Origin of the sequence: Paraburkholderia acidisoli, assembly GCF_009789675.1 — a bacterium.
GTDB lineage: Bacteria > Pseudomonadota > Gammaproteobacteria > Burkholderiales > Burkholderiaceae > Paraburkholderia > Paraburkholderia acidisoli.
On the sequence record NZ_CP046913.1, the window covers coordinates 1950298 to 1974193 of the forward strand.

General features: G+C 67.4%; 16 protein-coding genes and 2 pseudogenes. 8 read left to right on the forward strand and 10 right to left on the reverse strand.

The annotated features are described in order from the left end of the window. Positions 1–178: 178 nt before the first annotated feature. The 4 genes and pseudogenes from FAZ98_RS08490 to hpnI all read right to left on the reverse strand — a co-directional run. Positions 179–1252, reverse strand: a pseudogene (locus FAZ98_RS08490) (lysylphosphatidylglycerol synthase domain-containing protein); the annotation flags it as partial. Continuing rightward, entirely contained in the window at positions 1249–2139 is an 891-nt protein-coding gene (hpnK, locus tag FAZ98_RS08495; RefSeq protein WP_158951922.1) for a hopanoid biosynthesis-associated protein HpnK, read from the reverse strand. The pseudogene FAZ98_RS08490 and the gene hpnK, both read right to left, overlap by 4 nt. Next, positions 2139–3560, reverse strand: coding sequence for a hopanoid biosynthesis associated radical SAM protein HpnJ (gene hpnJ / locus FAZ98_RS08500; RefSeq protein ID WP_158950603.1), 1422 nt, complete (start codon positions 3558–3560; stop codon positions 2139–2141). Before hpnJ ends, hpnK begins: the two co-directional genes overlap by 1 nt. Before the next feature lie 163 nt (positions 3561–3723). Next, the gene (gene hpnI, locus FAZ98_RS08505; protein WP_158950605.1) at positions 3724–5016 is read right to left on the reverse strand and encodes a bacteriohopanetetrol glucosamine biosynthesis glycosyltransferase HpnI; all 1293 of its coding nucleotides are present in this window, start codon (positions 5014–5016) and stop codon (positions 3724–3726) included. A gap of 772 nt (positions 5017–5788) precedes the next feature. Between hpnI and FAZ98_RS08510 the strand changes: the two genes are divergently transcribed. Then, on the forward strand, positions 5789–6784 hold the full coding sequence (locus tag FAZ98_RS08510) for an LLM class flavin-dependent oxidoreductase (protein ID WP_158950607.1): 996 nt from the start codon (positions 5789–5791) through the stop codon (positions 6782–6784). A gap of 237 nt (positions 6785–7021) precedes the next feature. On the opposite strand, the gene FAZ98_RS08515 is transcribed toward FAZ98_RS08510, so the two are convergent. Then, positions 7022–7951, reverse strand: coding sequence for a LysR family transcriptional regulator (locus tag FAZ98_RS08515; protein WP_158950609.1), 930 nt, complete (start codon positions 7949–7951; stop codon positions 7022–7024). A 140-nt stretch (positions 7952–8091) separates the two neighbouring features. Between FAZ98_RS08515 and FAZ98_RS08520 the strand changes: the two genes are divergently transcribed. Next, a complete protein-coding gene (locus FAZ98_RS08520) occupies positions 8092–9693 on the forward strand; it encodes an MFS transporter (RefSeq protein WP_158950611.1) in 1602 nt (533 codons plus the stop codon). A gap of 259 nt (positions 9694–9952) precedes the next feature. Here FAZ98_RS08520 and FAZ98_RS08525 read toward each other — a convergent pair whose 3' ends face one another. Continuing rightward, a complete protein-coding gene (locus FAZ98_RS08525) occupies positions 9953–11071 on the reverse strand; it encodes an alpha/beta fold hydrolase (protein WP_158950613.1) in 1119 nt (372 codons plus the stop codon). A gap of 425 nt (positions 11072–11496) precedes the next feature. Here FAZ98_RS08525 and glgC point away from each other — a divergent pair, with 425 nt between their 5' ends. The 5 genes from glgC (at position 11497) to FAZ98_RS08550 (ending at position 17818) form a co-directional block, all read left to right on the forward strand. Continuing rightward, entirely contained in the window at positions 11497–12762 is a 1266-nt protein-coding gene (gene glgC / locus FAZ98_RS08530; RefSeq protein ID WP_158950615.1) for a glucose-1-phosphate adenylyltransferase, read from the forward strand. A 245-nt stretch (positions 12763–13007) separates the two neighbouring features. Continuing rightward, positions 13008–14477 (forward strand): glycogen synthase GlgA, encoded by a 1470-nt coding sequence (gene glgA / locus FAZ98_RS08535; protein WP_158950617.1) that lies wholly within the window; start codon positions 13008–13010, stop codon positions 14475–14477. Positions 14478–14699: 222 nt separating this feature from the next. Next, positions 14700–15572, forward strand: a complete 873-nt coding sequence (gene pdxY, locus FAZ98_RS08540; protein ID WP_158950619.1) for a pyridoxal kinase PdxY — start codon at positions 14700–14702, stop codon at positions 15570–15572. 135 nt (positions 15573–15707) lie between these two features. After that, complete coding sequence (locus FAZ98_RS08545) at positions 15708–16169, forward strand: hypothetical protein (protein ID WP_158950621.1); 462 nt, start codon at positions 15708–15710, stop codon at positions 16167–16169. Positions 16170–16546: 377 nt separating this feature from the next. Next, entirely contained in the window at positions 16547–17818 is a 1272-nt protein-coding gene (locus tag FAZ98_RS08550; protein WP_158950623.1) for a branched-chain amino acid ABC transporter substrate-binding protein, read from the forward strand. Positions 17819–17835: 17 nt separating this feature from the next. Here FAZ98_RS08550 and FAZ98_RS08555 read toward each other — a convergent pair. Together FAZ98_RS08555 and FAZ98_RS08560 are read right to left on the reverse strand one after the other, a co-directional pair. Then, positions 17836–19757 (reverse strand): annotated as a pseudogene (locus FAZ98_RS08555) (DUF3857 domain-containing transglutaminase family protein). Positions 19758–19941: 184 nt separating this feature from the next. Beyond that, positions 19942–21198 (reverse strand): aminotransferase class I/II-fold pyridoxal phosphate-dependent enzyme, encoded by a 1257-nt coding sequence (locus FAZ98_RS08560; RefSeq protein ID WP_233272586.1) that lies wholly within the window; start codon positions 21196–21198, stop codon positions 19942–19944. Positions 21199–21344: 146 nt separating this feature from the next. Between FAZ98_RS08560 and FAZ98_RS08565 the strand changes: the two genes are divergently transcribed. Then, complete coding sequence (locus tag FAZ98_RS08565) at positions 21345–22223, forward strand: LysR substrate-binding domain-containing protein (protein WP_158950625.1); 879 nt, start codon at positions 21345–21347, stop codon at positions 22221–22223. 39 nt (positions 22224–22262) lie between these two features. Here the strand turns inward: FAZ98_RS08565 and FAZ98_RS08570 are convergent, their stop codons facing one another. Both FAZ98_RS08570 and hutC read right to left on the reverse strand, forming a co-directional pair. Further along, a complete protein-coding gene (locus tag FAZ98_RS08570; RefSeq protein WP_158950627.1) occupies positions 22263–22967 on the reverse strand; it encodes a hypothetical protein in 705 nt (234 codons plus the stop codon). Between the two features lie 218 nt (positions 22968–23185). Continuing rightward, positions 23186–23881 (reverse strand): histidine utilization repressor, encoded by a 696-nt coding sequence (gene hutC, locus FAZ98_RS08575; RefSeq protein WP_158950629.1) that lies wholly within the window; start codon positions 23879–23881, stop codon positions 23186–23188. Positions 23882–23896: the final 15 nt, after the last annotated feature.

The window sequence follows — 23896 nt, forward strand, 5'->3', positions numbered from 1 at the left end:
AACCGCTGCACAACCGCCGCAAGCCGGCCCGCGCGCGCTACGTCCCCACAATGTACCGTCAATGGCGCTTGCCGTGCGCTTTCGCGGGCGAAGCGGCGCGTGCGGCATGGTCCGAATGTGCCGATGATGGGGGCAACTCGCGGCGCGCCGCGAGCACGGACGCGGCGTCGGGCGAAGGACGCAACCCCGCGCGGCCCGCACCACGAGCGGCATCGCCGGCAACCTCGCCCAAACCACGGCCCGCCCGCGCCCGCGCCAACTCGGCGACCTGCCACGAGAGCAGCGCGAGCACGCCGAACACGACCTCGCGCATGCGTTTGACGAGCGCGAGCGACAGTGCCACCTCGTGCCCCACGCCGAAGAGTTGTGCGAGCAGGACGACGGCCGCTTCCTGCACGCCGAGTCCGCCGGGCACCATGAACGCCGCGTGGCGCACGGCCTGGGTGATCGCTTCGATCGCGAGCGCATCGCCCGCGCTCACGGCGTGGCCCAGCAACGCGAGCGCCCACCACGTTTCGACCGCGCCCAGCAGGTAACCCGCGAGTTGCCATGCGAAGGCGCGACACAGCAGGCCGGTGCGCGACATGAGTCGGTCGAGATCGGCGTCGAGCCGGCGGCCGTCGAGGCCCGCCATCAGCGGATGCGCCGTGCCGAACAAGCGCGCGGCCCAGCGCTCGATCGCGTGGAACACGCCGCCGCGGCGCAGCAGCATGACCGCGATCACCGGCAGCGGCAGCGAGAGCACGAGCGCAAGACCGATCGCGCCCGCGGTGCGCACCGACGACGCGCTGCCGGTGGCCGCCACGATCACCACGAGCCCGAGCGCCGAGAACGCGTATTGCACCGCGATCGTCACGGCCACTTCGACAATCACCGAAGCCGTCACCACGCTCGCCGCGCCCGCATCGTTGGCCCGGTTGGCCGGGTTCGCGCCATCGCCGAACTTCCAGCGCGCGAGACGAATGCCGACGAGTTCGCCGCCCACGCCCACCACGGGCAGCAGGCGGTTCACGGCCTCGCGCACCGTGGCGATCCACCAGAGAAATGCGAGCGGCACGCGCCGCTCGAGCAGCAGACGCCACGCGTACGCGTCGAGCAGCAACGGCAGCGCGTGAAACGGCACGAGCCAGAGCAGCACGGGCCCGGCCGCGCCGATCACGCGCAGCACGTCGCGCGCGCCGGCGTGCACGACCAGCGCGATCAGCACGCCGATCCCCACCGGCAAGCCCAGCCACCGGAGCCGTTTCGTCACGCGCCGGCCTCCCCGTTCGGGCGCGCGGCGCGGGCGGAGTCGATCGGGTCGGCGCCATAAAACACATCGGCGAAACCGCCTGTGCGTATGCCGCAATGCGCGAGCGCCGCCGCCACGCGCGGCGAAACCAGCGCGGCGAATTCGTCGGCGTGACGATAGTGCCGCATCGACGGCGTGATCGCCTCTTCGCCCGCGAGCGCCGGATGGCAGTAGATCTCGCCCACGCCCTGCGCGGGCAGATTCGCGAGCGCTTCGAGCATGGCGGCTTCGTCCATCGCGCCGCTGTTGGCGATACCCACCACGTAGTCGTTGTGCGCAATGCCCGCGCGCGCGAGCCGCGCCCGCACCCGCGCGAGCCACGGCCTGAGCGCGAGCGGCGCGCCCGCTTCGTTCGGCAGGCGCATCGCGCGCAAACCGTAGTCGCGGCCGATCTCGAGTATCAGCGAGAGCACCGTGGGATGCAGATGGAAATGCTTGTGCGTGTTCACATGATCGAGCACGAGGCCCGTGGCCGCGAACGCCTCGAATTGCGCGCGGATCTCGAGCGCGAGTTGCGCCCGCACGTGAGGCAGAAAGAAGAAGCGCACGCCATCGCGCACCATCGCAGCGCCGAAACGCCCGTGCGCGTCCACCAGCGCGGGAATGCGCGCGCGCGGCAGCATGGCCGCGCCATCGGCGAGCACGAGATGCAGGCCCACGCGCAAACCCGGCGTGCGCCGCGCGTGCGCGACGGCCTCGGCGGCGGCGGGCGCCGCCACCATCAGGCTCGCGCAATCAAGCACGCCTTCGCGATGCGCGCGCTCCACCGCGGCGTTCACGCGCTCATGCAAGCCGAAGTCGTCGGCGGTGAAGATGAGCGCGCGGGCGCGACGGTTCTGCGTCGACATCATGCTTCGTGCGCGCGCAGGAAGCGGAAGAACTCGACGCCTTCCCGCAGGCGACGCTTCATCATCTCCCAGCTCGTGAGCATCTCGCGCACGATCTCCCAGATCTTCGACGGCCGGAAATAGAACTCGCGATAAAACCGCTCCAGCTCGTGATAAATGGCCTCGCGCGACAGATGCGGATAACCGATCGCCGCGAGTTGCACGCCCGCTTTCGAAACCAGATTGATGGTCTTGTTCTCTTCCATCCAGCCGTTTTCCACGGCCTGCTTATACAGCGTCGTGCCCGGATACGGCGCCGCCAGCGAGACCTGAATCGTGTGCGGATTGATTTCCTTCGCGTATTCGATGGTCTTCTCGATCGTTGCTTCGGTCTCGCCCGGCAGGCCGAGAATGAACGTGCCGTGAATCTTGATGCCGAGCGCCTTGCAGTCGGCGCTGAAACGGCGCGCGAAATCGGTGCGCACGCCCTTCTTGATGTTGACGAGAATCTGGTCGTCGCCCGATTCGAAGCCCACCAGCAGCAGACGCAGGCCGTTGTCCTTCATGATTTTGAGCGTGGAATACGGCACGTTGGCCTTCGCGTTGCACGACCACGTCACGCCGAGTTCGCCGAGACCGCGCGCGATGGCTTCGGCGCGCGGGGCGTCGTCGGTGAAGGTGTCGTCGTCGAACATGATCTCTTTCACTTCGGGCATGTTGTCGCGAATCCACTTCACTTCTTCGAGCACGTTGGCCACCGAGCGCACGCGGTAACGATGGCCGCTCACCGTTTGCGGCCACAGGCAGAACGTGCAGCGCGACTTGCAGCCGCGCCCCGTGTAGATCGACACGTACGGATAGTTGAGATAGCCGATGAAGTAATTGCCGATCTTCAGGTCACGCTGGTAGATGGGCGCGACGAACGGCAGCGCGTCCATGTCTTCGAGCACGGGACGGCCTTCGTTGTGCTCGATCGAGCCGTCCTGCGCGCGCCAGCTCAAGCCCTGGATCTGCGCGAACGGTTTGCCTTCGGCAAGCTCCTTGCAGGTGAAGTCGAACTCCTCGCGGCACACGAAGTCGATCGCCTCGGTGGCCGTGAGCGAGTTGTGCGGATCGACCTGCACCTTCGCGCCCACCATGCCCACGAGCACGCCGGGCTTGCGCTTCTTGAGGTCTTCGGCGAACAGGGCGTCCGTGGGAAACGACGGCGTGCTCGTGTGAATGATGACGAGGTCGTATTCGGCGGCGATCTTCAGCGTTGCGTCAATACCGAGGCCATCCGCGGGTGCGTCGAGCACGCGGCTCCCGGGCACGAGCGCGGCCGCCTGCACGAGCCACGTGGGATACCAGAACGAGCGGATCTCGCGCTTCGCCTGATAGCGCGAACCCGCGCCACCATCGAAGCCGTCGTACGACGGGGCCTGCAGAAACAGCGTTTTCATGAGATGAATCCTCCGGCTATCCATGAGGACGTTGAAAGAGAAAGCGACGCGAGGCGCCGTATGGATCGAATCATCGCGCGTCGGGGCTGTTGATCGGCGGGGGGCGCCTAGCTGGGCGCGCCGAGCGGGGGGCGCCTGGCTGGGCGCGCTCAGCGTGCCTCGTTTAGCGAGGCGCGCTGAGCGGCGCACGCTCACGCGGTCGCGGGCCGTGCAGCGCCGGCGCCTCCTCCTGCGGGTTCGCCACGGCCACGCGCACGCCGCGCCAGATCACGTGCGAGCCGAACGCGGCCGCGCACCATTGTGCCGCGAGCAGCACGTCGCGCAGCGGCGTCAGCGGTAAATCACGCCAGAACGCGCGCGCATTCGCGCTGGCGCGCGCGTGCAACATCATGCGCGCGATGACGGCGCCGGCCGTGGTCACGCCCAGCGCAACATGCGCCGCGTGCGCGGCCGCGCAGGTGTGGGCGCCATGCGCGAGCCACGCGCCGCACGCGCCCACGACGATCCACGGCGTGGGGAACGTGATGAACAGCGCGGCGAAGCCCGCCGGGTTGACCGAGCGGATCGTGCGCAGCCAGCGCGTTTCACGCAGCCAGAGCGCACCGAAATTCGGCTCGATCACGTCGGTGTCGACCAGCACGGGCGCGAGCACGGTGGCGAGACCGCAATCGCGGGCGTGGCGCGCGAGCAGGTAGTCGTCGGCGAGACAGTCCCTGAGCGCGGCGAATCCGCCAATGCGCTCCAGCGTCGCGCGCGACAGCGCCAGCGTGGCGCCGAAACCGAACGCGCGCGAACCCGTGCCGTGCGCGACACGCACCGAAGGCGCGAACCATTCGTTGATGAACAGCGCGCCCACGCGCGGCCAGAAGCCACCGACGCTGCGCGCCCGATACAGACAGGTGACCACGCCCACGCCCGGCTGCGCGAGCGGCGCCGTGACGATGGCGAGATAGTCGGGTTCCACGGCGATGTCGCTGTCGGCCACCACCAGCGCGTCGTAACGCGCCCGTGCCGCGAGATTGATGAGATTGCTGACCTTGAGATTGCTGCCGTGCACGCGCGTGTCGATCACGAGTTCGATGTCATGGCGCGGATACGCCGCCTGGAGGCGCCGCACCACGGCCACGGCCGGGTCGCTGGCCGACGACACGCCAAACAGCAGCTGAAAGCACGGATACCGCTGCTCGCAGAACGTGGCCAGATTCTCGTACAAGCGAGGCTCCGCACCGCACAGCGGCTTAAGCACGCTGACCGGCCGCGCGTGCGCGCGGCGCGCGAACGCGGCGGCTTCGCGCACGCGGGCCCGCGAGCCGAGCCGCGGCATGACCAGCGCGGCGCACAGCGCGTAACAGGCGGCCAGCGCGCACAGCGCGACCGTGAGCCACAGCAGCGTGGAGCCCGGCACGGACCACGACGGCAGCCAGGGCGCGGGCAAGGCCGCGAGCGGCGGCGTCATGAAGCCGCACCGCGGGTGATGACGCAGGATTCACATGCGGCGCTCGACTGAAACCGATAGCGCGTTTTGCGACTTGCCATGGGTTTTATCCTGATATTTTGTGCAGATTAATTCTTCTGAAATAAACGCGCGCAAAGTCGTCACACGGGATTTATCTCGCGATAAGCCCATGCGGAATTACGCCCATTTATGATGTAACGCAAATTATATGAAGAATCGATTAAGCAACGAGTAAAACACGCATTGCGCTTGCTTCGCTGTGCGCGGCAACGTACACACCGGAAAGCGGGAAAAAGTGTAGCAGCAAGCTTCTCGCGGCGCCTTCAGACAAGGCTTAAAACACCTTTTCGTTATCCGCAATAACCATCGATAAGGCGTGAACGCTTTAGGGTTCGTATGACCGATCGCGAACTGCGCTTCACACCCCGCTTCATACCCCGCCCTCTACCATTCGACAAAACACGGTAAGGCAATCGAAATTTTTTCTTAATCCACCTGAATTAAACTCGCGATTCATTATCTTTAAATAATAATGATTTCGGCTCATCGGAATCGGCGGAATCGGTCGTGCATTCGCACGCTTACCGGCCAGCGGGAAACCACGCGGGCGGCAGGGATTCCCTCGGGCCGCCAGCAGGAACGAAACCGCTTTGGCACAATGGGCCCACCTGGCGGCTGCCTTGCGGCATCGGTTTAGACGAAAAGCGCGGAATCGATCCCCTCGCGCGCGTCGCGCATCCGGCAGCCGCGCTCCCCACCTGGCGCCGAACCCATGATCCCCTTTTCCGTTCTCGACCTCTCGCCCATTCCGGCCGGCTCCCATGCCGGCGCCGCGCTCGCCAACACGCTCGATCTCGCGCAGCACGCCGAGCGCTGGGGTTATCGGCGTTACTGGCTCGCCGAGCATCACAACATGACGGGCATCGCGAGCGCGGCCACCTCGGTCGTGATCGGCCATGTGGCGGGCGGCACGCGCAGCATCCGCGTGGGCTCGGGCGGCATCATGCTGCCGAACCACGCGCCGCTCGTGATCGCCGAGCAGTTCGGCACGCTCGAAGCGCTCTATCCGGGCCGCATCGACCTCGGGCTCGGCCGCGCGCCCGGCACCGACCAGACCACGGCGCGCGCACTGCGCCGCGACCTGCAGGGCAGCGCCGACAGCTTCCCCGACGACGTGGCCGAACTACAGCGCTATTTCGCCGCGCCCGTGGAAGGCCAGCGCGTGCGTGCGGTGCCGGGCGCGGGGCTGAACGTGCCGATCTACATTCTCGGTTCGAGCCTGTACGGTGCGCAGCTCGCGGCGGCCATGGGCCTGCCCTTCGCGTTCGCCTCGCATTTCGCGCCCGACCATCTGCTCACGGCGCTGCGCCTGTATCGCTCGCAGTTCCGTCCTTCGGCCACCCTCGCGAAGCCGCACGCCATGGTCGGCGTGAACGTGTTCGCCGCGCCCACCAACGAGGAAGCGCGCTTTCTCTTCACGTCGCTCGAACAGCAGTTCATCAACCTGCGGCGCGGCACGCCGGGCCAGTTGCCGCCGCCCGTCGAACAAGTGCCGGCGAACGAGTTCGAAATGGCGGGCGTGCAGCATTCGCTCGCGTGCTCGGTGATCGGCGATCGCGAGACGGTGCGCGCGGGCCTCGCTTCGGTGATCGAGCAAACCGGCGCCGACGAACTCATTGTCACGGCGCAGGTTTACGACCACGCGGCGCGGCTGCGTTCGTTCGAAATCACGGCGCAGGTGCGTGAGGAGATGGCGGCTTCGGTTTGAATGTCGTGCGCCGTTGTCGCTCGATGAACGTGGCGACGACGTAAAAACGCGCGCGGCGTCGGGCAGCGAATTTGCCCGGCGCCGCGGGCGAGATTCTTGCCATAGCGGTTGCGTCGCTCTCGTGGATACATAACCGCGTCGGCATCCGCAATGGCTACGAATTCGCACTCCCATTGACTCTTCATCACATCACTGTCGATCGTTTTCCATCTAAGCGCGCATCGACAGCGAAGGCCATCAGTGTTCGATGCGACCGGATGCGAGCTCATCGTTTTCGTTTCGTGCCGAAAAGAGATGCGTGCACAGGAAATCCACAAACACGCGCAACCGGGGTGAAAGCTGCCGGCTAGATGGCCACAGGATAGAGAACTGACCCGGTGCAATGGCGTGCGAAGCAAGCACCGGAATCAGCGCGCCACTCGCGAGCGCATCGACGGCAAGGAAGTCCGGCATGAAGCCGATACCCCACCCACCGATTACCGCGCCACGCAGCGCTTCCATGTTGTTGCAGGTCAGCGCGGCGCGCAGGTTGGGCGGCTCACTTCCGTCGGCGGCAAGCCCCCACGGCTGCAACTTGCCCGTTGTCGGGAAGCGATAGCGCACGCAGTCATGCGTCGCGAGCTCGGACAACGTCTGCGGCAAGCCCGCGCGCGCGGCGTATTCCGGCGAAGAGCACAGCATGAAACGGAAAGGGCCAAGCCGGCGCGCCATCAGGCTGGAATCCGCAAGCGTGCCACTGCGGATGACCGCGTCGAAGCCGCCCTCCACCACGTCGACGATCCGGTCGTTGAAATCGAGATCCAGTTCGACCTGCGGATACATTGCCCGAAAGCGGGGCAAAACCGGCAGCAGGAAGCGGTAGCCGATCACGGGCAGGCTCACGCGAAGCCGGCCGCGCGGCGTCTGCGCAGCCGCCGACAACAACGCCTGCGCATCATGCAACTCGCCAAGGATCCTTTCACAGCTGTCGTGGAAGAGCCGACCTTCATCGGTGAGCATCACACGGCGCGTGGTTCGGTGAAAAAGCCGCACGCCAAGCGAGTGCTCAAGTTTCGCAATGGTCTTTCCGACCGCCGATGCCGACACGCCGAGCTTGTGTCCGGCAGCGACAAAGCTAAGCGTCTCCGCTGCGCGCACAAACGCGATGATGCCATTCAAGTTGTCCATGCCGCTCCTCCCGCGTTATTGCAGAATAAAAATCCGCAATTTGCGGATTTTTCGGGTGTTTCTCTTCGATTGAATCCGAATTATCGTTCATCGCCTGGTCAGGCGCGCTGTGACGCGCCGGCATTTCAAAAGGAGCGGCAATGGACCCGACGATTTATTCCAACAGGACGCGGCGCCAAGGCGTACTCGCGGCCGTCTGCATAGCGGCGCTCGCCCTGCCTCTGGCCTTTTCCGGTGGCGCGTTGGCGACGCCCGCAATCAGCCGCGACCTCCACGCCAGCCCCGACGCGGTGTACTGGATAACGAATGCGTTCATGCTGGCGTTCGGCAGCCTGCTGATGGCGGCAGGTGCGCTGGCAGACCGGTTTGGGCGGAAACGAGTGTTCACCTTGGGCGTCGCAGGATTTACCCTGGCCTCGGCCACGTTGGGGCTTGCGCCGTCAATCGTCGTTTTAAACTTGCTACGCGCTGCTCAAGGCGTTGCGGCCGCCGCTGCGTTGGCGGGCGGAGCCGCCGCGCTTGCTCAAGAATTCGACGGCTCCGCGCGCACGCGTGCGTTTAGTACGCTGGGCGCAACCTTCGGGGTCGGACTGGCATTCGGCCCAATAATCGCGGGCTGGCTGATTGCTTTCCTGAGTTGGCACGCGATCTTCATGACCGGCGCCTTCGCCGGGATTCTGTCGCTCAGCCTGGCCGTTCCGCAAATGCAGGAGTCGTGCGACCCACATGCCCGCCGGCTTGATTGGCCAGGTATCGTGACGTTCACGGCTGCGCTCGCTTGCTTCACATGCGGCCTGATCGAAGCACCCACGCATGGCTGGACCTCCGTGACGACTGCCACCTTGCTCGTTGCGTGTATGGCGTTTGCGATCGCATTCGTTGTCGTTGAGACGCGCAGTTCGCGACCGATGCTAGATCTGTCGCTGTTCCGCTACCCGCGGTTCATCGGGGTTCAGGTGTTGCCCGTCGCGACGTGCTATTGCTACATCGTTCTTCTTGTCGTATTGCCGCTGCGCTTCATCGGCATGGATGGCTACGACGAAGTACACGCAAGCTATTTGATGCTCGCATTATCTTCGCCCATGCTGTTCGTGCCGTTTGTCGCTGCCGCACTCACGCGGTGGTTGTCGGCTGGCATCATCTCGGGTATCGGCCTGGTGATCGCTGGGGCGGGTCTGCATGCGCTCGCAGGGGCGCTGCGCGCCGGAGCCGGTTCAGCTGCGATCGGGCCAATGCTCGCGATCGGAATCGGCGCCGGACTGCCTTGGGGGCTCATGGACGGTCTGTCGGTGAGCATGGTCCCCAAATCACGCGCCGGGATGGCAACCGGCATCTTCAGCACGACACGAGTCGCCGGAGAATGCGTTGCATTAGCGACAGTCAATGCGCTTTTGGCGGTGCTCACGCAGTTCAGCTTGCGTGCCGCTGTGCCGCTTGCCAACTCAACGAATGTCGCCGAGGCGGCCGCACGACTTTCGGCGGGCGACCTCGCGCACGCTACGGCAAAACTGCCCCACATTTCGCCCGTGACACTTCAAGCAAGCTACCACGAGGCATTTGGGCATCTGCTTGATGGACTTACGGCGATTACGCTGCTTTGTGCGCTTGCGGTGTTTGCTTTTCTGAGTCGGGTTCGTGCTTACGACGAAGCAAGCGGAACGGATGCGGCGCCGCTCAGCTGCGATTTGCCGATGGTCGACAGGAAATCTCAACTCACAGAATCAGTGGGCGGCGAGCGCTAACCCATCACAATGCACTTCGACGTCGTCAATACTTGAATAAAAAACGGTTGTGATGAAGTCTGTTGCACCAACGGTTCCGAGTTCGAAAAGGCACATGACGACTCAGTCGTGCACTCCGACACTGGCCCGCGCGCTCGCTTTGGCCGCCTTCAGCCGACTCATAAAAGCCCATGCTACGTTCGTCAGACAATAAATGCTGGCCGCCACCGGTTTCTCGCCAGGCTGCCGCAGGGCGGCCCCGCGGCGGCCCATCAACCCATTAGCCTCCTCCCACCGCCGCCAACCCCTTCAACAACGCCGCATGAAACGCCTGCGGGTCCTGCATCTGCGGCGCGTGGCCCGCATCCGGGAACTCCACCAGCGTCGCGTGCGGAATCGCGCGCTGCGCCTCCTTCGCGAGCACCGGATAGTGGCCCAGTTGCGCGCGCACTTCGGGCGGCGCGAGATCCTTGCCGATGGCGGTCGTGTCCTTGTCGCCGATCAGCAGGAGAGTAGGCATCTGCAACTGGCCGAATTCGTACACCACGGGCTGCGTGTAGATCATGTCGTAGAGCAGCGCCGAATCCCACGCGACCTGCGCCTTGCCCGGACCGCGATACATGCCCGCGAGCATCTGCACCCACGGCTCGTACGCCGGGCGCCACTGGCCCGCGTAATAGGTGCTCTGCTCATAGCGGCGAATGCTGTCGGCGGTCGTCTTCAGTTCGCGGGCGTACCACCGGTCGACGGAAATCGACGGCACGCCCTTCGCCTTCCAGTCCTCGAAACCGATCGGGTTCACGAGCACCAGTTGCTCCGTTTCATGCGGATACATCAGCGCGTAGCGCACGCCGAGCATGCCGCCCGTCGAATGGCCGATGATCGTCGCGCGCTCGACGCCGAGCGAGGCGAGCAGCGCGTGCGTGTTGCGCGCGAGCTGCTGGAACGTGAACTGATACGCGGCGGGCTTGCTCGACTTGCAGAAGCCGATCTGGTCGGGCGCGATCACGCGATAGCCGGCGTTCGTCAATTCGCCGATGGTGTCCTGCCACGTCGCGGCGCAAAAATTCTTGCCGTGCAGCAACACGGCCGTGCGGCCGTTAGGCTTGACCGTGGGCGCGACGTCCATGTAGGCCATGTGCAGCGTCTGACCTTGCGACGAGAACGCGAAGTCGTGCACCGGATGCGGATACGTGAAGCCTTCGAGCCGCGGGCCATAAGCGGGCCCGTCGGCGGGACCAGCGGCGGGCGTGGCCGTGACGGCGGCAGCGGAAGCCGCGGGCGCGGCGTCCGTCGATACCTCGGCGGCGATGGCGGCGTGGCACAGCGCGGCGGCGCCGAGCGCGGCGACCAGCGGGGCGGCCAGCGGGGCAAGCATGCGATTCAGGGAAGTTCTCATCGGGCGGAAATCGGGAGGAGCAGGGAAAGATCGGCGCGGCCGGTGTAATCGGCATGTAAAACGTCGACGGATGACCGCGAAAACACTACCGCCAGCGATTCTAAAGACCTTGCGCCACGCGTGCCGTCAGTCGCGCAGCGCACTCGCGCCCAATCACCTACCACGCCCCTGCGCCCCACCTGCCGGCGGCATGCCGCTTGCTCGCGCGAAACGGTCAAAACCTCGCACCGAATCGCATCGGGCGCACATCGGCATCGCGCGGCCGGAGTTTCGGTGCTAGAACAGTCAATACGCCGCACGTTTAATTCGTTTGTCACGTGCGCCGCAGTGCAGCAAAGCATCGACCCAAATAACCGACCATTGCACGCGTTTCGCAGTGCAGCGCAGAAAACGCGGCCAACCGGGGGCACAACAAGGAGACGATCATGGAAACTCCGGCAAGCCTCAACGATCTGCAACGCACCACGCTCGCGATCGTGCTCGCGGGCGGCCGCGGCACGCGCCTGGGGCCGCTCACCAACAAACGCGTGAAGCCCGCCGTGTACTTCGGCGGCAAGTACCGCATCATCGATTTCGCGCTCTCCAACTGCCTGAATTCGGGCATCCGCCGCATCGCCGTGGTCACGCAGTACAAGGCCCACTCGCTGCTGCGCCACCTGCAGCGCGGCTGGGGTTTCCTGCGCGGCGAGTTCAACGAGTTCCTCGACCTGTGGCCCGCGCAGCAGCGCGTGGAAGGCGCGCACTGGTATCGCGGCACGGCGGACGCGGTCTACCAGAACCTCGACATCATTCGCTCCATCGCGCCCAAATACGTGGTCGTGCTGGCCGGCGACCACATCTACAAGATGGATTACACGCGCATGGTGGCCGACCACGCCGCGAGCGGCGCGGACTGCACGGTCGGCTGCATCGAGGTGCCGCGCATGGAGGCGCAGGCCTTCGGCGTGATGGCCGTCGACGAAAACCGCCGCGTGACCGGCTTCGTCGAGAAACCCGAGGACCCGCCCGCCATGCCGGGACGCCCCGACATCGCGCTCGCGAGCATGGGCATCTACGTGTTCGACACCGAGTACCTGTTTCATCTGCTCGAAGACAACATCTCGCGCTCGGCCACCGACCACGACTTCGGCAAGGACATCATTCCGCGCGTGGTCAGCGACGGCCACGCGATCGCGCATCCGTTCAGCATGTCCTGCGTGTCGTCCGACCCGACCGCCGACTCGTACTGGCGCGACGTGGGCACCGTGGACGCGTACTGGTCGGCGAACCTCGACCTCGCCTCCACGATTCCGGCGCTCGACCTCTACGACCGCAACTGGCCCATCTGGACGTACCAGGAACAATTGCCGCCCGCCAAGTTCGTGCGCGACCTGAACGGCCTGCAAGGCTCGGGCACCAACCTGATCGTGTGCGGCGGCAGCGTGATCTCGGGTTCGCAGATTTCGCGCTCGGTGCTCTCGTCGAAAGTGGTCGTGCAGTCGTTTTGCAACATTGCCGAGGCAGTCTTGTTACCGCAGGTGGTGGTGGGCGCGAGTTGCCGGCTGCGCAAGGTGGTCGTGGACCGCGGCTGCATGATCCCCGACGGCACCGTGATCGGCGAAGACCCCGTGCGCGACGCCGAACGCTTCTATCGCACCGAAAGCGGCGTCGTGCTGGTGACGCAGGAGGCGCTCAACAAGTTGTCGGGCTGAATGCGGGGCTGAAAGCGGGGCGGAATGCGCGGCTGAGCGGCGCGCGGCATCGCCGCTGTTGGCATGCATCGGCACGCATCGGCACGTATTTCACACGCGTGCTCCCGCAGCGCGACCGGCGCACCTGCAACCGGCCCGGGCGCGTGGCGCCCCGCCCGCACCAAGCAACACGAACGCACGCGGCGCGCTCGCCCACCGGCGGCGCGCCGCGCCCATGAATGCTGCCCCGAGAGGATTGTCGCCCGATGACCATTCGCGTCCTGCACGTAGCCAGCGAGCTGTATCCGCTCCTGAAGACCGGCGGCCTCGCCGACGTGACCGCCGCCCTGCCCGCCGCGCTGATCGAACAGGGCGCCGACGCGCGCCTGTTGCTGCCGGGCTTTCCGCCCGTGGCGGCCGGACTCGAAGATTTGCGGCCGGTCGCGCGGATCGAGCGCAGCTTCGGTGCGCCCGAGGCCACGCTCGAACTGGGCCGTCTGCCGGGCAGCGACCTGTCCGTCTACATGATTCGCGCCGACGCGTTCTACGCGCGCGCGGGCAACCCCTATCTCGACGACGAACACGTCCCCTACGGCGACAACGCCCAGCGTTTCGCGCTGCTCGGCTGGACCGCCGCCCAGCTCGCGGGCCGTCTCGACCCGGCGTGGGCGCCCGCGATCGTGCAGGCGCACGACTGGCACGCGGGCCTCGCGCCCGCCTATCTGCGCGCGGCGCAGCGCGAACACGGCGCGCCGCTCGCGCACGTGCGCTCGATTTTCACGATCCACAATCTCGCGTATCAGGGCATTTTTCCCGCCCAGCAGTTCGACGGCCTCGGCCTGCCGCACGACTTTCTGCACATGCACGGCGTGGAGTTCTACGGCCAGCTTTCGTTCCTGAAAGCCGGGCTGTTTTACGCCGACAAGATCACCACCGTGAGCCCGACCTACGCGCGCGAGATCCAGACCGTGGCGCAAGGCGGCGGCCTCGAAGGGCTGCTGCGCGAGCGCACCCACGACCTCGTGGGCATCCTCAACGGCGTCGATTACCAGGTCTGGAATCCGGCCGGCGACGCCGCCATCGCCGCGAAATACTCGGCCACGCGCATGAGCGGCAAGCTGCGCTGCAAGTCCGCGCTGCAAACGCGCATGAATCTCGCGGTCAAGCACGACGCGCTGGTGTTCGGCGTGGTGAGCCGCCTCACCGAGCAAAAGGGCCTCGACCTGCTGCTCGCGGCGGTGCCCGACCTCGTCGCGCGCGGCGGTCAGCTGGTCGTGCTCGGCACCGGCGACCCGAGCCTCGAACAGGGCTACGCGCGCGCGGCGCGCCAGCATCCGGAGTCGGTGGCGGTGGAATTGGGCTTCGACGAAACCCTGGCCCACGAGATCGTGGCGGGCGCCGACGTGATGGCCGTGCCCTCGCGCTTCGAGCCGTGCGGCCTCACGCAGCTCTATGCGCTCGCCTACGGCGCGCTGCCGCTCGTGCACTGCGTGGGCGGTCTCGCCGACACGGTGGTCGACGCCACGCTCGAGAATCTCGCCGAAGACCTCGCCACCGGCTTCGTCTTCACGCGCTTCGAACCCGACGCGCTCACGGCCGCGATCCGCCGCGCCTTCGCCCTGCACGCGCGCAGCCGCGACTGGCGCGAAACGCGCGCCCGCGCGATGCGGCAGGACTTCGGCTGGGCGGCCTCGGCGCAGCGCTACATGGCGCTGTACCGCGAACTGGCGGGCTGACGCCGGAGCCGACCAGGTCGGTTTTTCGCCGATTGGCTCTCGCCATTGCGCGCCGCGCGAATGCGCAAGCCAATCGGCACCCAGACGCCACGCGTTGATCTGACGACACCACGGCGCGCGCCGTACGCCGCCGCGCGCACCGAATTCGGTTATCGTTTCAGCACCTCGCCCAGGGCGCGCCACACGCAGCGCGCCGGCACTCAAACCGACATCGGACCGATCATGAAAAACGTCCTGAGCATCCAGTCCCATGTGGTGTTCGGTCACGCGGGCAACAGTGCCGCCGTGTTCCCCATGCGCCGTCTCGGCGTGAACGTGTGGCCGCTCAACACCGTGCAGTTTTCGAATCACACGCAGTACGGCCACTGGACCGGGCACGCCATCGACTCGGGCGAAGTCATGGATCTCGTCGAAGGCATTGGCGCGATCGGCGTGCTGCCGCGCTGCGACGCCGTGCTTTCGGGCTACCTCGGCACGCCCGAGCAGGCGCAGGCCGTGATCGACGTGGTGCGCGCCGTGAAGGCCGCCAACCCGCAGGCGCGCTATTTCTGCGACCCCGTCATGGGCACGCTCAACGCCGAAAACGGCTGCCACGTCGAGCCCGGCATTCAAGCGTTCCTCGTGCGCCACATGCCCGAGGTCGCCGACGCGATGATGCCCAACCACAGCGAACTCCAGCGCCTCGTGGGCCGCGAGATCGAAACCGCCGAAGAGGCCGTGGTCGCCTGCCGCGAGTTGATCCGGCGCGGGCCGAAGCTCGTCGTCGTGAAGCATCTGCTGGACCGCAACAGCCTCGCCGACCGCTTCAACATGCTCGCCGTGACCGCCGACGAAGCCTGGCTCGCCCAGCGCCCGCTCTACCCGTTCGCACGCCAGCCGGTGGGCGTGGGCGACATCACGAGCGCCGTGCTGGTCGCGCGCCTGATGCTCGGCGACTCGCTGCGGCGCGCCTTCGAGCACACGCTCGCGGCCGTCAACGCGGTCGTGCGCGCCACCTACGACGCGGGCCGCTACGAGCTCGAGATCGTCGCGGCGCAGGACCAGATCGCGCACCCGCGCGACTGGTTCGACGCATGGGCCGTGGAGCCGGCCTAGACTGAAAACGGCGTGGCGCGTGGGGCCTTCACGGCGAACCTGCCGCGCCGGACCTCTATAATGCGCAGCGCATTGCCGCGCCACGCGATGCCCGCCACCCTCGGCGCGGCGCCCACCGTTTTCAGAGAATGACCGATGTCCGATTCAATCCGTAGCGAACAGGAAGAGTATTTCGAGCAGTTGTGCCTTGCCGTCGACGCCGGCGAAACGCACGAGCAGGAAGCCATCGAATACTTCGAGCAACAGAGCCACGAACCCGATTTCGACCCGGCCGTGTGGCTCGACATCGCGCTCTACCACGCGCCCGACATCGCGCAGGGCATCATCGATTTCGTCGACGTGAGCGACCGGGAACGCAGCGACATCGCCCAGACCATCGCCGACACGCTCGACATTTCCTATGGCGACGACGAATGCGCGCGCTTCGAGCGCACCATTCGCTTCGCGCTCGCCAACGGCATTCCCGTCGATCTGGACGTGGTGCTCGACGGCTGCAACCGCGCGCTCGACGACCTCGAAGCCTGGGCCAGCGCCGACACCATGGCGCCGCTCGTGCAACTGCGCGACGCGCTGTTCGAGCTGCAAGCCAACCGATGAGCCGCGCGCGATGTTGCCCGGCGCGCCCGCCGCGCCGCGCGACACCGTCATGGCGGCCTGTTATATTGCGCGAAAAACCGCCTTCGCCGCGAGGCGGGCGCCGATACAGCGGATACGGCCGGTGCGGCTGCCGCGACCGGCAATCCGGGCGATCACCGTACGCCCCGCCGCGCGCCGCTTCACGGGCGCGAGCATGCAGCAACCCGTTCGCCGCAACCCGCACGCAGCAGCACCGCACCACCGCGCGCCCGCCAGGACGCGCATGCACGAGCACGACCCAGCATGACCCGGAAGATGCGGCCTCCGGCGCCCGCCCGCGCCCAGGAAGGCTCGCGCCGATACAAGAACGCCGCGCCGCCGCCGCGCGAGGAGTCACGATGAGTTTTGCCCGCCACGCTACGGGAATCGCTTCAGGCATCGCTTCAGGCATCTTTTCAGGAATCGCCCGACGCTTCGGTGCGCGTTCCGGTTCGCACGACGTCTTGCGCTGCGCCGCGCGTGTCCCATCGCGCCCGCTACGCGCGAGCCTCGCGGCGTTCGCGGCCGCCTGCGCGCTCGGCGGCGGCACGGCGCTCGCGGCGGGTCCGCTCGACGTGCGCATCGGGTTCGCCGCGCCGCTCTCGGGCGACTACGCGAACTACGGCCGCGACCTCGAGAACGGCGTGCAGCTCGCGCTCGACGAAGCCAACGCGCAGAACCTCAAGATCGGCGACCAGACCGCGCGCTTCACGCTCATCGCCATCGACGACCGCAGCGATCCGCGCCTCGGCGTGCAGGCCGCCGCGAGCCTCGCGAACCAGGACGTCGCGGCCGTGGTCGGCCACTTCAACTCGGGCACGGCCATTCCGGCGTCGCGCATCTACGAAAGCGCCGGCATTCCGATGATCAGCCCCGCCGCCACCAATCCCGTCATCACGCAGCAAGGCTTCGCCAACACCTTCATGGTGATTGCGAGCGACGCGCAAAACGCGGGCTGGGCGGGCACGTGGGCCGTCGACGTCATGAAGGCGAAGCGCATCGCCATCGTCGACGACCGCACGGCGTTCGGCCAGGGCGAAGCCGACGTGTTCGAGCGCACCGTGCGCGAGCACGGCGGCAAGGTGGTCGCGCGCGAATTCTCGAACGGCGATTCGGACGACTTCGGCGCGCAGCTTTCCCGCATCAAGGCCGCCGACGCCGATCTGCTCTACTTCGGCGGCCTCGCGCGCCAGGGCGCGGCGCTCGTCAAGCAGATGAAGCAGCGCAGCATCGCCGCGCAGTTCGTGGGCGGCGGCGGCGTGGCGACCGCCGACTTCACCCAGGCCGCGGGCGCGGCGGCCGAAGGCGCGATGGCGTGGGAATACGGCCGCCCGCTCGCGCAACTGCCCGACGGCCCGCGTTTCGCGCAGGCCTACAAGAGCCGCTTCGGCAGCGACGTGCTCGCTTACGCGCCCTTCGGCTACGACGCCGCGTGGGCCGCGATCCACGCCATGGTCAGCGCGAAGTCGGCGAAACCGGATGTCTACCGCGGCACGCTCAAGACCCTGAGCTTCGACGGCGTGACCGGCCGTATCGCCTTCGAACCCGACGGTTCGCTCAAGAACGGCGCCTCCACGCTGTGGCAGGTGCGCAAGGGCGCGTGGGTGCCGGTGACCACGCGCGGCGGCTGAGCCGCGTCAGGCTGCGCTCAACGCGCGGCGCGCACGACGATCTGCGCGTGCGTGTCGCGTTCGATACGCACGAGCGCGTCGCGCATGCGCGCGAATGCCTCGGCGCTGCACATCTGATGACCGAACTGCGCCGATAGGCGCCGCTCGATCTGCAGCGTGCGCGTGCGCGCGTCGAACACGTAATGCGACGTGTAGGTCAGGAACGCATCGCTCACCTGGGTGTCGGCGGGCAGGTCCGTCACGCGCGCGAACGCGGGCAGCGCGAGTTGCGCGCTCTCCGTGAAATTGCCGCCGATGCACGCCCACGGCTGGGTTCGATGCGGCTGCGCGAGCCAGCTGTCGATCTGCGTGGCGATGCCGCCCGCGAAACTCGACAGCGCGTCGACTGCGGTCGTGCCGTCGCGCCAAACCACGTGATCGAGCGTGCCGTCGATATCGACGGAAAACGGGCCGTAGGTCGCATCGGTGGGCGCGGTGCTCACCCGCGCGGTGCCCGCGAGACCCGTGAGGCGCAGCCGCTGCGCGGCGATCTGCTGGGCGCCCGCGTGCGTGGCGCGGCGAAACGCATTGCGCTCGGGCTCGGCGCCCGCGCCCACATCCTCCACGTGATAGCGATACGTGGCGTCGCCCGACTCGCCGATCGAGAGCGCCAGCCGCGCCGTGCGCTCGCGCGGCTCGGTCGCGGGCGTGCGCGCGAGCACGCCGTCGTCGACGAGCAAGACCGGCCGATCCATCGCGCCGGGCGGCAGCGTGCCGAACGCGTAGCCGCCGGACGACGTATCGGCGAACACTTGCAGATCGGGCAGATACGCGATCACGTGATTGATGGCGTGCACGCCGTAGCCGGGCACCTCGGGCAGCGTGTACACGGGGCCGAGATCCAGCAGCGCGGCCTCGGCGCGAATGCCCGCCGCCGCGAGCAGCGCCGTGAACAGAGCGACGTGATCCTTGCAGTCGCCGTAGCGGTTATGCAGGATGTCGATCGCGCGATGCGGCACGGCCGCGGTCTCGCCGAGAAATAGCGCCACGTAGCGGATATTGAAGCGCATCCAGTCGTAAATGCGCCGCGCCTGCTCGTGCGGATCGCGCGTGCCCGCCGTGAGCGACTGCGCGAGCGCGGCGATGGCCGGATCGGTGGCGGTGGGATCGGCGGCGGCCTCGCGATAACGTGCGGCGAACGTCGCGAAGTCGGGCACGGTGGACACCATCAGGCGGTCGCCCCAGTTCACGTACGCCACGGCGCCCGCTTCGAGCGGCGCATACGCGCCATGCCGGTAGTCGAACGCGTAGCGCGTGCGGCCGTTCGCGCTCACGGGCGGCTCGGGCGTGTAACCGCGCGCGTCGGCGTGCAGCGGCAGATTCGCGGGCAGGTCGAACACGAGGCGCTGGAACGCGACGGGGTCGCCCGTCGGCTCGACGAAGTACGAGAACGTGCCCGCTTCGAGCGCCTTCGCGCGCCGCTTCGCGAAGCGCAAATGCACGCGCGAGCCGACCTGCACGCCCGGAAAGATCACCGTGCGCAACACGCCGTCCTCGAAAGTGGGCGCGCCCGCCGAGCGCGGCTCCTGCACGTCGCGAATGCCGCTCGCGGGCACGGGGTGCGCGGTGCCGTCGGGGTCGATGGTGGCGGCGGAAAGCGCCGTGATCGTTTCGATATCTTATTGAACCAGACGTAGCGTTGCGCGATGGCGTCGACGCCCGCCGCGGTGTTCGCGCGCAGCACCGTGTCGTCCTGCTCTTCCACGGAGCCGTCCTGCTGCACGACGAAGACATGCTCGTCGCGCTCGACCGTCGCGGGCGGCACGTCGGGCGCGGCGCTGTCCGGGCGCGCCGCGCTGTCCGGGCTACGCGCGCTGGCTTGCGCGTAGGCGTCGGCGCCGCCGGCCGCCGCGAGTGCGATCACCAGCACGGCCGATGCGAACGCGCCGAGGCGCTTCATGGCGCACTGACCGCACGGGCGGCGATGGCGACACTGGCAGCAACGACACGACCCGGCACGGCAGACCTCGCGTGAAAAGCGACGTCTGCCGTTTTAGCACATCGAAGCGAGCACCGCAGCGCACGCGTGATCGCCGGGATTCCGCCGCGCGGCCGTCACCGGCAACGCCTTGTCGAGCGAACGATCAGCCGCGCCGTTCCTCGATCGCCTTCAGCAGCGAAAGCGCGATGCCCTCCGCCGCGAGCCGCACTTCGTCGAGCGCCGGAAACGAAGGCGCGATCCGCAGATGACTGTCGCGCGGATCGTCGCCATACGGGAACGCCGCGCCCGCGGGCGTGAGCACGAGGCCCGCCGCCGCCGCGAGTTCGACGGTGCGGCGCGCGCAACCTTCGGGTGCATAGAGGCTGATGAAATAGCCGCCGCGCGGCGTGTTCCAGCTCACGCCTTCGATGCCGCCCAAACGCGCGCGAAACACCGCCTCGACGGCATCGAATTTGGGCTTGAGCAACGCGCGATGGCGCGCCATCAGCGCGAGCACGCCCGCGCGGTCGCGCAGAAACCGCACGTGACGCAACTGGTTGAGCTTGTCCGGGCCGATCGTGCGGATCGCGCTGTGCCGCTGCCACCACGCGAGATTGCGCGGCCCGGCCGCGAGCCACGCGAACGCGCCGCCCGCGATCGTCACCTTGGAAAGCGAGGCGAACATCAGCACGCGCTCCGCGTTGCCGGCCGCCGCGCAGGCCGCGTGCACGTCGAGCGTGGCGAGCGCTTCGTCGCCGAGATGATGGAAGCGATATGCGTCGTCCCAGAACAGGCGGAAGTCGGGCGCGGCGGGCATGGCGGCCAGGCGGCGGATGGTCGCGTCGGACCAGATCGCGCCCGACGGATTGCTGTAGAGCGGCACGCACCACATGCCCTTGATCGACGCGTCGCTGCGCACGAGCGCTTCCACGCGATCCATGTCGGGGCCGTCGTCGCGCATCGGCACGGCGATCATGCGCACGCCCAGCGCCTCGCAAATGGCGAAGTGCCGGTCATAGCCGGGCACGGGACACAGGAACGCGATGTCGCCCTGCGCGCGCCACGGCGTGCTGGTCGCCGCCTCCTCACCGGTCGCGACGGGCACGCCGTGCAGCAGCGCGAACGCGAGCGCGTCGTGCATCAGTTCGAGGCTCGAGTTGCCCGCCGCGACCACTTGCGCCGCGCTCACGCCCAGCAGTTCCGCGCCCAGTTCGCGCGCCTCGGGCAAGCCGCTCGCGAGACCGTAGTTGCGGCAGTCGAAGCCGTCGCGCGCTCGGTGCCCGGCGAGCGCGGCCTCGTCGATGAGCGCCTGCGAGAGATCGAGCTGCTCGGGGGAAGGCTTGCCGCGCGACATGTCGAGCCGCAGGTTCAACTGCTGAAATCGTTCGTAGTTCAAAGCAACGGGCGGCGACATCAGCATGACGGCTTCTCCTGGGCGTGACGGATACGGTTGATGCGGCTGGGCGATTCCGGCGCGGCTTGGGCCGGGCAAAACCAGTATCCGCGTGTCCCCGCGTTCAGACAAACGCGTTATATTGAACGTTTGCATCAATTTTTCTGATACCGATGAAGACCCTCGACCTCGACGTGCTCGCGATGGTGGTCGCCGTGGCCGACGCTGGCAGCTTCGTGCGCGGCGCGGCGCTCGTGCATCGCTCGCAGGCGGCGCTGAGCATGCAGATTCGCGCGCTCGAAGAGGCGATCGGCAAGCCGCTGTTCATCCGCGCGCCGCGCAACGTCACGCCCACGCCGGACGGCCAGACGCTCATCGCCTACGCGCGCCGCATGCTGGCGCTGCGCGACGAGGCGTGGGCCTCGCTCGCGCATCCGGAGGTGACCGGGCGCGTGTCGATCGGCGTGCCCGACGACTACGCGTCTTCGCTGATGCCGCCCGTGCTGCGCAAGTTTTCGGCGAACTGGCCGAAGGTGGAAATCCAGGTGATCGGCCTGCCGAGCAGCGCGCTCATGCCGCTGTTGAAGGACAACCAGATCGATCTTGCCTGCGTCACCCGCACGCGCGGTCTGGCGGGCGAATTCATCCGCTTCGAACCGATGGTGTGGGCCGCGCCGCCCGCCGCCGTGAGCGCCGCGAGCGGGCGCGAGATCTGGCGCGAGCGGCCACTGCCCGTGGCGCTGTTCGGCGGCGGCAGCGTCGCGCATACGAACGCCATTCAGGCGCTGGAGCGCGCGAAAATCGAATATCGCACCTCGTACGAGAGCCCGAGCTTGATGGGTTTGTGCAGCATGGTGGCGGCAGGTCTGGCCGTGGCGCCGCTCGCGCGCTGCGCCGTGCCGGAGAATTTCACCACGCTCACGCGCGCGCACGGTCTGCCCGCGCTGCCGGAACTCGAGGTGGTGCTGGCGCGCAGCGCGCGGTCGAACCGGCCGCCGTGCGACTTTCTCGCCGACCAGATTCTCACGGAGCTGCGCGTTCAGGAGCGTTGAGGGTGAACGTGCGCGGAATGTGCGGTGTTTGTGCGGTGTTTATTCGTCGCCGAGACGCGCGAGCAGCGCATGCAGGCGCATGACATGGCGCAGCAGCAGTTCGCGATGCTTCTCGATCTGTTCGAGACGGCCTTCGAGGTCGGCGCGCACGCTTTCCTCGGGTTCCGCGTAGGCGATCACGTCCTCGATACGCGAGCGCAGCGCGGCCGTCTCCACGGGCGGCATGTTCAGATAGCGTTCGAGCTTGCGCACGTCCTGCGCGGCGAGATCGCGAATCTTGCGCGTGCCCGCCAGCCGCCGGTTGTGTTCCGCGGAGTGCGCCGCCGGATGTGCCGGATGCGCCGCGGACGCGAGCGTCGCGGCCGCCGTGGCGGCGCCCTCCTCGCGCTTCGCGTTCGCGCCAAAGATGGGCTCCACGCGCAGCACGGGCGTCTTGCGCACCGGGTGCGCCGTGCCGCGAAACCGCGCGCGCGGCGTCTCGCTCGCGATCGCTTCGCGCGTTTCGTCGGGCACCTCGCTCGCGTCGTGCGCGGCGTTCATCCAGCCTTCGGGCAAACCGGTCACGGCTTCCACGCCGCGCACGAATTCTTCGCTGAAATCGCGCTCGCCCGAGACGATCAGCTTCATGTAGCTCGCCGAAAACGTCATCATGCGCGCGAGCCGCGTAGCCGCGCCCACTTCGCGCGTGAGCATCGCCAGATTGGTCCGCCACACCGGCATGAGCGTGGCGTTGGAATCGTCCATTGCGGGCTCCTCCTTCGTTCGCACCATTCGCCATGATACGGGCTGCCGGGACTGACAGACCGATTCGCGGACGAACGAAGCGCGAAGCAAGCGATGTGCCGACGCGCGGTTTAATCGTATGAGGAAAACGTCGATACGCCAGAAGATAGGCGGCAAATCACCGAAGATCGGCAATAAATCGACGTAATACGGCAAAAAGACGACGCACAACCGGACGCCTAGAAGTGCCCGGTGAACCGATACCGGCTGCCCGGATGCCAGAGGTTGGCGACCGAGGCCACCTGGGCGCGCGAGTGCGTGCGCCGGTGCAGCACGAGGCACGGCTCGGCGTCCTTCATGCGCAGATGCGCGCGCGTGGCCGCCTCGGGCGCGAGCGCCTCGATACGGTACTCCACGCCCTGCAGCGGCGCGACGCGCACGAGGTACTGGTTCGGCGTGATGTGCGTGAAGTCCTGCCCGGCGTAGTCGGGCGCGACGGCCGGATTGACCCAGCGTTCCTCGAGTTGCACGGGCTCGTCGTTTTCGAAGTGCAGCACGCGCGAATGAAACACGCGCTCGCTCGTGCGCAAACCCATTTCGAGCGCGAGCGGCTCGTCCGCGTTCAGATCGCCGATATGCAGCACCTCCGCGCGATACACGTGGCCGCGCGCGAGAATTTCGTCGGAGATACTGCGGATCGCCACCAGCGTGGACTCGTACTTCGGCCGCGCGACGAAGGTGCCCGCGCCCTGCACGCGCGTGAGCACCTGTTCGGCCGTGAGTTCGCGCAGCGCGCGATTCACGGTCATGCGCGCGACCTTGAACTCGCGCGCCAGCTCGTTCTCCGAGGGCACCTGGTCGCCTTCGCTCCATTCGCCCGCATGGATGCGGGCGAGAATGAAGTCCTTGATGCCTTGATACGCGGGGGCGTTCATCGCGGGCTCGCGCTC